The sequence below is a fragment of the Nevskia soli DSM 19509 genome, from assembly GCF_000711955.1.
In the GTDB taxonomy this organism is placed as follows: Bacteria; Pseudomonadota; Gammaproteobacteria; order Nevskiales; family Nevskiaceae; genus Nevskia; species Nevskia soli.
The window spans coordinates 1-12,577 of record NZ_JONR01000028.1 but is presented as its reverse complement, the minus strand read 5'-3'; the positions used below and the strand labels follow the sequence as shown (position 1 = coordinate 12,577).

The 12,577-nt window shown below is 64.2% G+C and carries 12 protein-coding genes; 4 read left to right on the top strand and 8 right to left on the bottom strand.

All coding sequences use genetic code 11. The features are described from left to right. Nucleotides 1-7: 7 nt before the first annotated feature. Nucleotides 8-1,261, bottom strand: a complete 1,254-nt coding sequence (locus BP26_RS0115135; protein ID WP_029921416.1) for an NADH:flavin oxidoreductase/NADH oxidase family protein — start codon at nt 1,259-1,261, stop codon at nt 8-10. A gap of 426 nt (nt 1,262-1,687) precedes the next feature. Beyond that, nucleotides 1,688-1,918 carry a hypothetical protein gene (locus BP26_RS0115130; protein ID WP_029921415.1) on the bottom strand — a complete coding sequence of 77 codons (231 nt, stop codon included), beginning with the start codon at nt 1,916-1,918 and terminating at the stop codon, nt 1,688-1,690. Between the two features lie 37 nt (nt 1,919-1,955). On the opposite strand from BP26_RS0115130, the gene BP26_RS0115125 reads away from it, so the two are divergent. Next, the gene (locus tag BP26_RS0115125; protein ID WP_029921414.1) at nt 1,956-2,180 is read left to right on the top strand and encodes a hypothetical protein; all 225 of its coding nucleotides are present in this window, start codon (nt 1,956-1,958) and stop codon (nt 2,178-2,180) included. Nucleotides 2,181-2,253: 73 nt separating this feature from the next. On the opposite strand, the gene BP26_RS0115120 is transcribed toward BP26_RS0115125, so the two are convergent. Both BP26_RS0115120 and BP26_RS0115115 read right to left on the bottom strand, forming a co-directional pair. Continuing rightward, the gene (locus BP26_RS0115120) at nt 2,254-3,567 is read right to left on the bottom strand and encodes a tyrosine-type recombinase/integrase (protein ID WP_051749007.1); all 1,314 of its coding nucleotides are present in this window, start codon (nt 3,565-3,567) and stop codon (nt 2,254-2,256) included. Between the two features lie 203 nt (nt 3,568-3,770). After that, entirely contained in the window at nt 3,771-4,637 is an 867-nt protein-coding gene (locus BP26_RS0115115) for a YicC/YloC family endoribonuclease (RefSeq protein ID WP_029921412.1), read from the bottom strand. Between the two features lie 31 nt (nt 4,638-4,668). Here BP26_RS0115115 and BP26_RS0115110 point away from each other — a divergent pair, with 31 nt between their 5' ends. Further along, on the top strand, nt 4,669-5,475 hold the full coding sequence (locus BP26_RS0115110) for a glutaminyl-peptide cyclotransferase (protein WP_029921411.1): 807 nt from the start codon (nt 4,669-4,671) through the stop codon (nt 5,473-5,475). Between the two features lie 108 nt (nt 5,476-5,583). Next, entirely contained in the window at nt 5,584-6,654 is a 1,071-nt protein-coding gene (locus tag BP26_RS0115105) for an alkene reductase (RefSeq protein WP_029921410.1), read from the top strand. A 33-nt stretch (nt 6,655-6,687) separates the two neighbouring features. Here BP26_RS0115105 and BP26_RS0115100 read toward each other — a convergent pair whose 3' ends face one another. After that, nucleotides 6,688-7,305 (bottom strand): class I SAM-dependent methyltransferase, encoded by a 618-nt coding sequence (locus BP26_RS0115100; RefSeq protein WP_029921409.1) that lies wholly within the window; start codon nt 7,303-7,305, stop codon nt 6,688-6,690. Here BP26_RS0115100 and BP26_RS0115095 point away from each other — a divergent pair. Beyond that, nucleotides 7,304-8,011, top strand: coding sequence for an SIR2 family NAD-dependent protein deacylase (locus BP26_RS0115095; RefSeq protein WP_051749006.1), 708 nt, complete (start codon nt 7,304-7,306; stop codon nt 8,009-8,011). The genes BP26_RS0115100 and BP26_RS0115095 overlap by 2 nt on opposite strands. 144 nt (nt 8,012-8,155) lie before the next feature. On the opposite strand, the gene BP26_RS0115090 is transcribed toward BP26_RS0115095, so the two are convergent. The 3 genes from BP26_RS0115090 to BP26_RS27690 form a co-directional block, all read right to left on the bottom strand. Continuing rightward, complete coding sequence (locus BP26_RS0115090) at nt 8,156-9,448, bottom strand: RNA polymerase sigma factor (RefSeq protein WP_051749005.1); 1,293 nt, start codon at nt 9,446-9,448, stop codon at nt 8,156-8,158. 296 nt (nt 9,449-9,744) lie between these two features. Beyond that, a complete protein-coding gene (locus tag BP26_RS0115085; RefSeq protein WP_029921406.1) occupies nt 9,745-10,095 on the bottom strand; it encodes a YciI family protein in 351 nt (116 codons plus the stop codon). 414 nt (nt 10,096-10,509) lie between these two features. Then, nucleotides 10,510-12,168 carry a cellulase family glycosylhydrolase gene (locus BP26_RS27690; RefSeq protein WP_157572545.1) on the bottom strand — a complete coding sequence of 553 codons (1,659 nt, stop codon included), beginning with the start codon at nt 12,166-12,168 and terminating at the stop codon, nt 10,510-10,512. Nucleotides 12,169-12,577: the final 409 nt, after the last annotated feature.

Genomic DNA, 12,577 nt, shown 5'->3' with positions numbered 1-12,577 from the left:
GGCCTGATTAGGCACGTGCGCGCATACGGCGGGTACGGAAAGTGCCCCAACCGCTACCCAGAATGGTTTTGATGAACGCCCACAAACCGCTTTCGTTGGGGCGAGGTGCGCGACCTTTGGCGATGCGTTTCAATTGCAAGGTGTACCACAACACCTCCATTATCCCGAGGCCATCAATTGCCTTGATGCCGGTCTTCACTGGTCGTACGAGATGCGTGCTGTTCCGCCCATTTAACAGAGCCCTGGGTGCATCGGGATCAATGGCAAGGAGGCGTCCGACGCCGACAATATCGAGCGCTCCAATGCCGAGCGCTGCGTTCATCCCGGCTGCGGTCCGGAACCCACCGGTCACCATCAGGGGGACTCTGACTGCAGCGCGTACTTTCTCCGCAAAGTCCAGGAAAAAGGCTTCGCGTGCCGCCGTGGTCGGCTTAACGGGCCGGGCTACACCAGATTCATAAGTGCCACCGGATATCTCAATTAGATTGATACCGGCATCGGCAAGTGACTGGATCGCCGCGAGTGAATCTTCTTCTGTGAACCCGCCGCGCTGGAAGTCGGCGGAATTGAGTTTTATTGCGACAGGGTAATTGGGGCCGACTTGGCGCCTGACTTCAGCATAGACGGCTTGTAGGAAGCGCCGCCGCTTTTCAGCCGTACCCCCCCACTTGTCTTCGCGCAAATTGTGATGGGGCGACAAGAACTGATTTATGAGATAGCCATGTGCGCCATGAATCTGAACTCCGGTGAAACCAGCCTTCTTGCAGATGGCCGCGCTCCGGCCGAACCGGTGAATGATGTCATCGATTTCAACGGCGCTGACCTCTCGTGGTGTCTCGAATAGACTGGCCATTTCCTTCGCGAAGGGAACTGCGGAGGGCGCGATTGTTCCAGCGTTCAATCCCTTCATTGACTGCTTGCCCGGATGGTTGAGTTGGGCGAAGATTGCGGCGCCAAGATCCGTTGCTGCCCGCGCCCACGCTTGAAGCACCAGCATGTCGCGCTCATCCTCAATGGCAACGTTGCCGGGCTCACCGAGTGCTCGCCGATCAACCATGATGTTGCCCGTGATGAGCAGGCCAGTTCCAGAAGCTGCCCAGCGTCGGTACAGTTCCGCAAGCCTCATGGTCGGGCGGTTATCATAGGTGGCGAGCGTTTCACTGGTTGCAGCTTTAGCCAGACGATTGCGAAGCACGATCGTGCTGGTCAGCTTTAACGGCGTAGCGAGCAGGTTCGCTTCAATTGCGGTGGAATAAGCCATATTGTTCTTCCCTGCGGCTTCTGTGGTGCCGATGTGGATGGATTGAATGCGGCGCATAGCGCCGGTTGTGTACATTTGTCAGGCGGCGTCGACGCGGCGCTCGCTCGCCTAGAGTCGCCTCAAAGCACAGAAGCTATATGAAATGTATAGTGTGATACTAACTATACGGTTTATATAGTGTCAAGTGCGACGCCGTCGAACGCCCTAGACCAAGCTCTTGTGAGCCTTTGTTGAACGCCGCCCACTCCTCCGCCAGCCGGACTAACCGGCCGAGCACTCTGGGAATTGCCCAAGTAAGGGGTGGCTATCCGAGTTTTATCGCCTAGCTGGCGACTCTGTGCGTTCAAATATTTTGAGGAGGGCCTGATTCAGCAAGTTCATACGCTCTCGGCCTGTCCGATACAGGTAAACCCGTTTGGTCGCAATTTACCCATCGAGCTTCTTCTCGAACAGCAACGCCTGCTGCAGCTCGACAATCTGGTCTCGAACCTCAGTCAGTTTGTCCTGGACCTGTTCGAAGTACTCGTCCGGCGACCAGGCCTCACTGACCTCGTCAGCGACCGCGGCAAACTTTGCACGGAGGCTCTGCACCTGTTCCGCGGCTGCGGACTGCTCCTGCGCAACGCTTTCAACCTCGCTGCGAATAGATGCTCCCACCTACCATTGGGGGGATACTGATGTAGGCGGTGTACGGGTGCTGGCCAAGATCAATTCGATGGCACGCCATAGCGGCAATGCCATACGGCCCTGGCCGATGGGGACGCAGTCCGAGCGCTCACGGAAGCCGCTGACCAACCGTAAGGTCTATTACATCACGCGGGTCTGCGCCGAAAATGGCTGGGACGAGCTAGCTCATGCGGTCAAGGCGGGGCGGCTGGCAATCGAGCAGGAATCGCAGACCCTTCGCCTGCCGCAGTAAGATCGCTCCGGACTCACCCGAGTCGCGCCGGACTCCTCCGCCGAAGCCAATAGGCAATTGACCATTTCTTGTTTTAAAACAGCGCCACCCCCGCCGCCAGCAGCAGATTATTGTAGTGCTGTTCCAGCAGCATCAGCGCAGCGCGCCGCTCCTCGAAATACTTGTAGACGTTATAGACACCCTTGGTGCCCTTGATCGTGTGCCCCAAGGACAGCTCGGCCACGTCGTCGATCACTCCAAACTTTGCCAGCAAGGTGCGCGAGGTGCGGCGCAGATCGTGGACCGTGAACGGTTCGCGCTTGCCGGCCAGATTTTTCAGCGCCAGGTTCAGGGTGTCGGGCGACACATGCGGGAAGCGCCGCTTCTTAGAAATGCGCCGCGCCGGAAACACGTAATCACTGCCGCAAGACAGAATCTTTTGCTCCTTCAACAAGCGGATCGCCGTGGGCGGTAGCGGAATCACCGGCCGGCGCTTGCGCCGGGGCGTTCGCACGCGCTTGCCAGCGGGCTCGGCGATCTTCTGCCCCCACTCGCCGCTATCCAGATCGAACTCTACCCACTTCGCCCCCAGCAGCTCCATCTTGCGGTTGGCAACGCGCAGAATCAGGTGCACCGAGATCTCGTTCTGGCGCCCAAAGCTCTCCGACTTGCGGATGGCCTTGAACAGCTCCACCAGTTCCTTGTCGGTCAGCGCGCGCTCACGCGGCTCCTCAGTACCACCAGCATCCTTCAGCCGCAGCCCAACGGTCGGATTGAAGTCGATGCCCGGCACCCGCTCGCGCGCGGCTTGGTCGTAGATGCGACGGACGTAGCGCAACACCTCGTTGGAGACGGTGGGCCCGGCATGCTCGCGCACCCAGCGCAGCAGCTTCTTCAGCTCGTCGCTGCGAAACTCGTTCGCCGGCCGCGCACCGACGCGCGCAATGATGTAAGTCCGAACGGTGGCCTCGACCTTCTTCTCCGAGGCGATCACGCCGCGAATGTCGGCGTCGAGCCACTCGTTGGTGAGGAAGGCAACGGTGTTCTCGCGCGCCTTGAGCTTGGCCAGCTGATCGTTGACCCGCTCGCGCCGCGCATCGGCCGGATCGCTGCCCTGATCGAGCAGCACACGCGCCTTCGCCGCTTCCACCCGCGCCGCCGGCAGGCTCATCTCCGGGTAATGCCCGAACAGCATCACGCGGGGCTTGCCGTAGGTGTAACGAAACAGCCAGTCCTGCGAGCCGCTGACGTGCAGCCGGATGTACAGACCCTTGGTGTCGGCGATCGACTTCGTGCGCTGACTTTGCGGCAGCTTGGTGGCCTGCTTCAGCCAGGTCTTGAGCTGCTTGTCGCCGGTGATCCGCTGCTCGCCTTCATCCGTGGCTGGACTTTCCTGGACGTCTTCCATCGCAACACCTTCTCATCGACTCAATCGATATTCAGATTGGCTACTCGATGTTCCGGTGCGTCTGGATACAGCTCTGGATACAGCTGTGAGGCCGAACCGCCCCGGAATCCGCTGGAAATCGCTGGACTTCCAAGTCCTTATTTTACAAGGTTATCTTGTTGATTTCAAAGCGGAAGATAGACGGCAATGGACGGCGAAAAACCTCACTCGATGTTCTGCACCTGCTCGCGCATTTGTTCGATGATGACCTTCATCTCCACCGCGCAGCGGGTCATCTCGGCGTCCTGGGATTTTGAGGAGAGGGTGTTGGCTTCGCGGTTGAGTTCCTGCATGAGGAAGTCGAGGCGGCGGCCGATGGCTTCGTCGCGGACCAGGGTGTCGCGGACTTCGGTGAGGTGGCTGCCGAGGCGGGCCATTTCCTCGTCGACGTCGGCGCGCTGCGCGGCCAGGGCCACTTCCTGGGCCAGGCGGGCGGGATCGACTTCCACACCGAGATCGGCGACGCGGGAGCGCAGACGCTCGAGCCAGGCGTCGCGCACCTGCGGCGCACGGACGCGCACGCGCTCGACCAGGGCGGCCAGGGTCTCGATGCGCTCGCGCAGGAATTCGGCGGTGCGCTCGCCTTCACGGCCGCGGGTGTCGCTGAAGTCGGTCAGGGCCCGCAGGAACAGGGCGGTGGCCTCGGCCAGGGGCGGCGCGACTTCGCCGCCGTCCTGACGGATCACGCCGGGCCAGGCCAGCACGCGCATCGGCTCGGGCTGGCCGATGGGGCCCAGCTCCTCGGCCAGCACATTGAGCGCGTCGCGCAACTCGCCGAGGCGGACGCGGTCGGGCTGCGGCGCGACGGTGACGGCGGAGTCGCGGTTGAAGCGCAGGCCGGCTTCGACCTTGCCGCGCCCGATCTTGCCGCCGGCCAGGGCGCGCAGCTCGGCCTCGAGCACGCGGAATTCGTCCGGCACCTTGATTTGCAGGTCCAGATAGCGATGATTGACCGAGCGCAGCTCCCAGCTCAGTCGTCCCCAGGGGCCCTGCTGTTCGACACGGGCATAGCCCGTCATGCTGCGAATCATATGAACCACTTCTTCAATTGAGATAGACGGCATGCGAATTGTAACGGCACTGGCCCTCCTCGTCGCCGCGCTGGCCAGCGCGGGCGCGACCGCCGATCAGGCCGCCGGGGCGGCGCCGCTGCTGCGCTGGCACCTGGTGAAGGAGCTGCCGCACGACCCGAAAGCCTTCACCGAGGGGCTGGTGCTGGACGGCAAGGGGCGGCTGCTGGAGAGCAGCGGCAGCTACGGCGAATCCGAGCTGGCGCTCCGCGACCTGGCCACGGGGAAGAAGCTGAAATCGGTGCCGCTGCCGGCGCGGGACTTCGGCGAGGGGGCGACCGTCGTTGGCGACCGCATCGTGCAGCTGACCTGGCGCGAGGGGACGGGCTTCGTCTACGACCTCGATCTGAACCCGATCCGGCAGTTCAGCTTCACCGGCGAAGGCTGGGGATTGACCTGGGACGGGAAGCAGCTGATCCAGAGCGACGGCTCGGCCGTGCTGTATTTCGTCGATCCGCAGACCTTCGAGGATACCGGGCATGTCGGGGTGCACGATGGCGATACCGACATCTATAACCTGAACGAGCTGGAGTTCGCGCGCGGGCGCATCTACGCCAACGTGTGGCACAGCGACCGCATCGCGGTGATCGTGCCGGAAACGGGTGTGGTCGAAAGCTGGATCGACCTCGCCCCGCTGCAGGAGCGGTTTCCGAAACCGGCGACCTGGGACCCGCGGGACAATGTGCTCAACGGCATCGCCTTCGATCCACGCAGCGGACACTTCTATGTGACCGGGAAGCGCTGGCCGAAACTGTTCGAGATCGCGGTGGACGGGGTGGCGGCTGCGCAGAAACCGTGAGCGCCGCGCGGATACCGGAGCCCGGCGTTCGCAGCGCCGCCGTTCCAGCCCTTGTCACTCAGTATTCCGTACATACCATTTCCCATTCACCCAAACCCCAAGGAACCCATGCCCACCCTATTTGACCCGATCAAGATCGGCAGCCTGAATTGCCCGAACCGCATCTGGATGGCCCCGCTCACGCGCGGCCGCGGCACCCGCGAGCATGTGCCGACCGAGCTGATGGCGACTTACTACGCGCAGCGCGCTTCGGCGGGCCTGATCCTCACCGAGGCCACGGGCATCACGGTCGAAGGCAGCGGCTGGCCTTACGCGGGCGGGCTGTGGAGCGCGGAGCAGGTGCAGCACTGGAAGACGGTGACCGATGCGGTGCACCAGGCGGGCGGGCGGATCTTCGCGCAGCTCTGGCATATGGGGCGGGTTGTGCACCCTTCCCTGCATGGCGTACAGCCGGTTTCGGCGAGCGCCACGACGGCGCCGGGCAAGGCGCACACGTATGAGGGCAAGCAGCCTTACGTGGAGGCGCGGCCGCTGGGGCTGGAGGAGATTCCGCGCCTGATCGGCGACTACGTGACGGCGGCGCGCAATGCCATCGATGCGGGCTTCGACGGCGTGCAGCTGCATGCCGCCAACGGCTATCTGATCGACCAGTTCCTGCGCGACGGCAGCAACCACCGCACGGACATCTACGGCGGCCCGATCGAGAACCGCATCCGCCTGCTGCGTGAAGTGACGGAAGCCTTGATCAAGACCGTGGGCGCGGACCGCACCGCCGTGCGCCTGTCGCCGAATGGCGACTCGCAAGGCGTGGACGACAGCAACCAGGACGCGCTGTTCCCGGCGGCGGCGGCGGCGCTCGATGCGCTCGGCATCGTCTTCCTAGAATTGCGCGAGCCGGGGCCGGACGGCACCTTTGGCAAGTCGGACCGGCCGCCGGTGGCGCCGCTGATCCGCAAGGCGTTCAAGGGCGTGCTGGTGCTCAACTCGGATTACGATTTCGCGCGCGGCCAGGCGGCGCTTGCCAGCGGCGCGGCGGACGCCATCACCTACGGACGGAAATTCCTGGCGAACCCCGATCTGCCGCATCGCTTCGCGAAGGGCATCCCCCTCAACGTCGACGATCCGAAGACCTGGTATTCGCAGGGTCCGGAGGGGTACATCACGTATCCGGCGGCGTAAGCCGAAAGCGGCACACCGCCCGGGCCATGGGGCCTAGGCGGCGGTGGCGCTGCCCCAATAGTTGTAGGTGAGGGGGCGCGGGCCGGGGAGGTAGAGCTGCTCCATGTCCTCGATGTGGAAACCGCCTTCGCGCAGCAGCGCGGGGATGTCGCGGTTGAGGTGGCAGCCGCCGGCGAGGGGTTTCCATAGCGGGGTGAGGCGGTTCTGCCATTGGTGCACCGAGGCGTCCGGGGCCTTGCCGTGTTCGCAGAAGAGCAGGCGGCCGCCGGGCTTGAGGACGCGGCGCATTTCGCGCAGGGCGGCGACGGCGTCGGGGATGGTGCAGAGGGTGAAGGTGGTGACGACGGTGTCGAAGCTCGCATCCGGCATCGGAATTTTTTCCGCGGGGAGATCGAGCATCTCCACTTCGATGCCGGCCTCGTGCATGCGCTCGAGCGCCTTGGGGTGCATTTGCAGGGCGGGGTCGAGGCCGTAGAGTTCGGACAGGCGGGTCTTGTCGTAGAACGGCAGGTTGCGGCCGGTGCCGATGCCGATCTCCAGCACGCGGCCTTGGGCGCGCGGCACGAGCTTGGCGCGCTGGCGCTGCACCGGCTTGATGCCGCAGAGCAGATCGATCAGGGTAGGCAGCAGGTAACGGTCGTAGAGGTTCATGATGAAGCCGATCTCGTTGAGTGCGTATTCACGCGTGGTTTTCTTTACTGGCGCCGGCATGTCCGCCGAGAGCGGCGTGCCGACGTATCGCGGGCGCGGCGGCATCTGGGCGGAGTACCGGTGGGAAGAATACGCCTGTCAGGACGCTTTTGACGCCGATCCTAACAAAGTTCTGGATTTTCATGAGCAGCGGCGCGGGCGCGTCTTGGCCTGCCAACCGCATGCGGGGCATATGCACCTGGCTGCGTTGCAGGCGGCGCACCCGGGCTTGAGCATCATCACGCAGAACACGGACGGGATGCACCAGCGGGCCGGCGCGCGCGAGGTGGTGGAGTTGCATGGGAGTTTGTGGCGGATGCGCTGCGCGCGGCATGGGGCGGTGGAGGACCTCGGCGCTGCTGTCTATGAGAACCGCGATTGTGGATTGTGCGGCGGATTGCTGCGGCCGGATATCACCTGGTTTGCGGATGCGGTGAATGCTGCCGTCTTCGCGCGGGCGCAGCAGCTGATCGAAGAGGCGGAGTTGTTTGTGGCGGTGGGGACTTCGGGGATTGTGTATCCGGCGGCGGGGTTGGTGCCGGTGGCGGCGCGCAGCGGGGCGCGGATGATCGAGATCAATCCGGATGAGACGGAGTTGTCGGGGATGTTCGGCGAGCGGGTGCGGGAGACGGCGGGGGTGGCGGTGCCGCGGGTGTTTGAGATTTGAGGTTGTCACGCAGACCGGATGCGTTGCACTCGTTCGGTGAGTTCAAGGCAAAACTGGATTCCCGCCTGCGCGGGAATGACGAGATGATGGGTTCCGTGTACGGGAGTGGGCCATATTCTTCGCTGCGCTCAGAATGACAGACGCTCAATCGCGCGCTGGTTGCTTGTCGAATTCGGCGATGCGGCGGGTGAGCAGTCTGCGTTCGGGTTCGAGCCTGGCGGATTTGAGGGCGGCGCGGTAGGCGGCCAGGGCTTCTTCTTTGCGGCCCAATCGCTGCAGGAGTTTGGCGCGGGCGGCGGAGAGGAGGTGGTAGTCGTCGATGCCGCCGCGGGCGGCGAGTGAGTCGAGGAGGTTGAGGGCGCGGGCGGGACCGTCGACCATGGAGACGGCTACGGCGTGGTTGAGTTCGACCACCGGGGAAGGCTGGATGTGCAGGAGCACTTCGTAGAGGCCGACGATCTGCGGCCAGTCGGTGGCGGACTCTCGCGGGGCGCGGGCGTGCAGGGCGGCGATGGCGGCCTGCACGGTGTAAGGGCTGACCTTGCCCTTGATGCGCAGGGCGCGCTCGACCAGGGCGAGGCCTTCTTCGATCTGGGGCCAGTTCCACAGGGTGTGATCCTGATCTTCCAGCAAGACGATGTCGCCGCTCGCGGTGACACGGGCTTTGCGCCGCGCGTCGTGCAGGAGCATCAGGGCAAGCAGGCCCTGGATGGCGGCGCGGTTCGGCAGCAGCGCATCGAGCAGGCGGCCGAGGCGGATGGCTTCGCTGCACAGGTCTTCGCGGATGAGATTTTCACCGGAGGTGACGGCGTAGCCTTCGCTGAAGACGAGGTAGACGGCGGCGAGCGCGCCGGCGATGCGCTCGTCGAGCAGGTGCGGCGGCGGGGTTTCGTAGGGGATGCCGGCGTCGCGGATTTTCTTCTTGGCGCGGACCAGGCGTTGCGCCATGGTTTCTTCGCCGACCAGGAAGGCGCGGGCCACGGCTTCGGTGCTGAGGCCGCAGATGGCACGCAGGGTGAGTGCGACCTGCGCTTCGATGTTCAGGGCGGGATGGCAGCAGGTGAAGATGAGTCGCAGGCGGTCGTCGCCGAAGGCGGCATCGTCCGCTTCATCTTCGTTTGGCGCGGCGGCGGCCTGTTCGACCGCGCTCATTTCCAGGTCTGGATACTTGCTGCGGAACAGGGCCTGGCGGCGGATGAAGTCGATGGCCTTGTTGCGGCCGACATCGACCAGCCAAGCGCGCGGATTTTCCGGGATGCCTTTGATGGGCCACTGTTCGAGGGCGGCGGTGAAGGCTTCCTGCCTGGCTTCTTCGGCGAGTTCGAAATCGCCGATGAGGCGGATGAGGGTGGCGAGGACGCGGCCGGCTTCTTGGCGGAAGACGGCTTCGGCTGTTGCGGTTGCTACTGCCGTTTGCGCTTCAGCGTGCTGTGTCATGGGGCTTCGCGTCCACGACTAAAAACCACCCTTGATTCGCATCGCATCCTTGGTCCCTCCCTCGATACAAATCGCTTCGCGATTCACTCGGGACATTCGGAAAAGCACACCGCGCTGCGCGCGGCACTCGGGACGAACGGGGTTGGGTGGTGGATTCCGGGAACAGCACAAGACGACACCGCGTTGTGCGCAGCGCTCGGAATGAACAGAGTGTTGCGATGAATCCATGACAAGAGACAGCAGAACGCAGCGCCGCATGGCGCGAGTTATCGCGTGCGGCGCTGCGGGACATTGCGCTAGGACATCGGCCAGATGGGGCGCACTTCGATGCTGCCGTGCCTGGCGCCGGGTATGCGGGCGGCGATGGCGGTGGCTTCGTCGAGGTTCTTGGCTTCGATCATGTAGAAGCCGCCGAGTTGTTCGCGGGTTTCGGCGAAGGGGCCGTCGGTGATGACGGTCTTGCCATTGCGGATGCGGACGGTGCTGGCGGTGGCGACGGGCCTGAGGCGTTCGCCGCCCTTGAACTGGCCGCCCTGGATGATGCCCTGGGTGAAGGTGCCGTATTCGGCGTGCACGGCCTCCAGGGTGGACTTGTCCATTTTGGACTCGTCGGATTCGCTGACATAGATAAGCAGAAGGTATTGCATGTGCTGCTCCTGATGCGTGGTCGGCGTGGATTGCCGACTTACAGTCGAACGGGAGGGCGGAAGATCGACAGGGGTTTTGATGGGGCGGCGAAATATTTCTGGGTGGGTTTTATCTTAGACCTGTGGTTTGGGATTGGGGGCGGAAAGAGCCGGCGGCCATAGGCCGCCCTACAAAATCGGGGGCCGGGATTTGGTGCGGAGGCAAATTGTGCAAGCCCTCTCCCGTCCCACGGGAACTCCCTTGGCTTATTACGGCCTACAGAGGGGCGCCATGCCGGGCTTCATTCTCTGATTGAGTTCAAAGCAGAACTGGATCCCCGCCTGCGCGGGGATGACGGGGTGATGGGGGCCGTCCAGGGGATCGGGCCAGATCCTTCGCTGCGCTTGGATGACAAACGGGGCGTGGCGCAGGTTTTAGGAATGGATGTGGTAGGTGCCGCCGGTGGGATAGACGTAGAGCTCGCGGGAGCCGTCCTCGTGATTGATCACCTGGGTCTGGGCGCCGTCGGCTTGCAGGGTCGCATTGAAGGACGCCGGGATGAAGAGGACGGTGGCGTGGGTGGTGTCGCCCGCTGTGACTTGCGGGGAGGTGGCGACCATGTCGAAGGAGGGTTGGTCGGGGTCGTAGGTGAGGCTCTGGATGGTGCCGGCGGTGTAGAGGGGATAGACGCGCGCGGTGAATTTGATGCGGCTGGGGAAGGGGGCGCCCGTCGGGAACGGGCCGTGCATGACGGCGAAGCCGTCGGTGTTGTCGGCGTTGCCGTCCTGCTTCCACAGCCAGAGGGAGCTGCCGATGGTGTACTGGTCTTCGAGCTGGTAGTGGCCGCGCAGGATGGTGTCGTCGTCCGATACGCCGTTGCCGAATTCTCCCACCCATAGCGGCAGGCCGAGGGCCTTGGCGTCGCCTACGGCGTTGGCGTAGCCGCTGGAGAGGGGGAACAGCGGGGCGAGGATGGCGCTGGGGATGAGGGAGGCCAGCTCCGCATCCAGCGTGAAGACGTGGGTGTAGACGTGCGGGGCGTAGACGACGTTGGGATAGTTGCTGAACAGCGACCAGGGGGTGAACTCGCTGCGCTGGTCGGTGATGTTGCGCAGGGCGTCGGGCTCGACGAAGAAGAGCTGGGTGAAATCCGGCTGCGCGGCGAGGACGGATTTGATGACCTTGGCGTAGAAGGGGAAGGTGGAGGTGAGGTCCACCAGCTCGGGCACCACGAGCAAGCCGGGCAGCGGCTCGTTGAACAGCTCGTAGCCGGCGACGGCGGGCTCGTTGTGAAAGCGGCTGACGAGGGCGACGACGACCTTGGCGAAGTGGTCCTGCAGGCCGGTGCCGTCCGGCGCGGGGAGGTTGGCCCAGAAGCGCGAGAAGTCTTCTTCCACGGCGGGATCGATTTCGCGGATGCCGGCGAGCGCGCAGACGGGCGTCAGATGATTGCTGGCCCACTGGGGTGCGCCGTCCGCCTCGTGCGCACCGCTGACGGCGGTGAAGGGCGGCGGGCAGATGGCGCCGGGGGCGGTGAAGACGTATTTGCTCCAGGCGTCCTGGTGCATGTCGATGACGGTGTAGATGCCGGCCTGCTTGAACCAGGCGACGATCTGCGCGATGCGCTCTATATAAGTCTGGTCGATCTGGCCGGGCTGCGGTTCGAGCAGGGACCAGGAGACGGGCAGGCGCACGGAGTCGTAGCCGAAGGACTGGAGCTGGGCGGCATCCAGCTCGCAGATGGGGATGGTGGGGACGCCGGCGCCGCGCGCGGGGCAGGCGCCGTTGGTGTAGGCGCCGGGGTCGATGGGATACGGGGTTTGCAGCGGGGTGGCGGAGTCGACGTAGTCGTCGCGGATGCCGTTGAGGTTGACGCCGCGCAGCAGGACGATGCGGTTGTTGGCGTCGACGATTTGCGGGAGTGCGGCGGGGCCGCTGGCGGGGGCTACGTGGAGGAAGCTGAGCTGTGTTGCGGCTTCCGGCGTGTTTGAGGTGCTTGCCGGGGTGCTGCCGGTGCAGGCGGAGAGGGTGGCGGCTGACAGGGACAGGCTTGCCAGGAAAATGCGGTGTGACTGGTCTGGTTTTGGTTGCATGGCCACCCCTGGATTGGCTGCGTGCACGCTTGGCCGGCTTTTGCTGTTTTGCGTGGCGGAATTTTTGATGTTGGTTATCTAATCAGTGCGGGCTTGGGCGGGCTTGACACTTGGTGCCAGGGGGCGGGGAAAAATGGCTTATGGGTGGGGGTTGCGCGGGGCCTCTCCCCTGCCCGCTCGCGGGAGAGGGGTTTAACGGCGGGTTTGCTTTGAGGGTGGTGCTGGCTCATCCCTCGATACGAATCGCTTTGCGATTCACTCGGGACGAACGGGGGGTTTTTGTTGGCTTTCAGGTTTACGGCGGCGGGTGCGGCCCGCCCTGCGGGTGCTGCGCTCGGGATGACAAGTGAAGGGGCGACACGCGCGGAAGGCGGGATTCGCTGCGCTGCTCCCGCCCTACACGGGCTGC

Bases quoted from the DNA above. Each gene is read 5' to 3' on its own strand.
- BP26_RS0115135 (WP_029921416.1), bottom strand. From the start codon at position 1,261: ATGGCTTATTCCACCGCAATTGAAGCGAACCTGCTCGCTACGCCGTTA.
- BP26_RS0115120 (WP_051749007.1), bottom strand. From the start codon at position 3,567: ATGGAAGACGTCCAGGAAAGTCCAGCCACGGATGAAGGCGAGCAGCGG.
- BP26_RS0115115 (WP_029921412.1), bottom strand. From the start codon at position 4,637: ATGATTCGCAGCATGACGGGCTATGCCCGTGTCGAACAGCAGGGCCCC.
- BP26_RS0115110 (WP_029921411.1), top strand. From the start codon at position 4,669: ATGCGAATTGTAACGGCACTGGCCCTCCTCGTCGCCGCGCTGGCCAGC.
- BP26_RS0115105 (WP_029921410.1), top strand. From the start codon at position 5,584: ATGCCCACCCTATTTGACCCGATCAAGATCGGCAGCCTGAATTGCCCG.
- BP26_RS0115095 (WP_051749006.1), top strand. From the start codon at position 7,304: ATGATGAAGCCGATCTCGTTGAGTGCGTATTCACGCGTGGTTTTCTTT.
- BP26_RS0115100 (WP_029921409.1), bottom strand. From the start codon at position 7,305: ATGAACCTCTACGACCGTTACCTGCTGCCTACCCTGATCGATCTGCTC.
- BP26_RS0115090 (WP_051749005.1), bottom strand. From the start codon at position 9,448: ATGACACAGCACGCTGAAGCGCAAACGGCAGTAGCAACCGCAACAGCC.
- BP26_RS0115085 (WP_029921406.1), bottom strand. From the start codon at position 10,095: ATGCAATACCTTCTGCTTATCTATGTCAGCGAATCCGACGAGTCCAAA.
- BP26_RS27690 (WP_157572545.1), bottom strand. From the start codon at position 12,168: ATGCAACCAAAACCAGACCAGTCACACCGCATTTTCCTGGCAAGCCTG.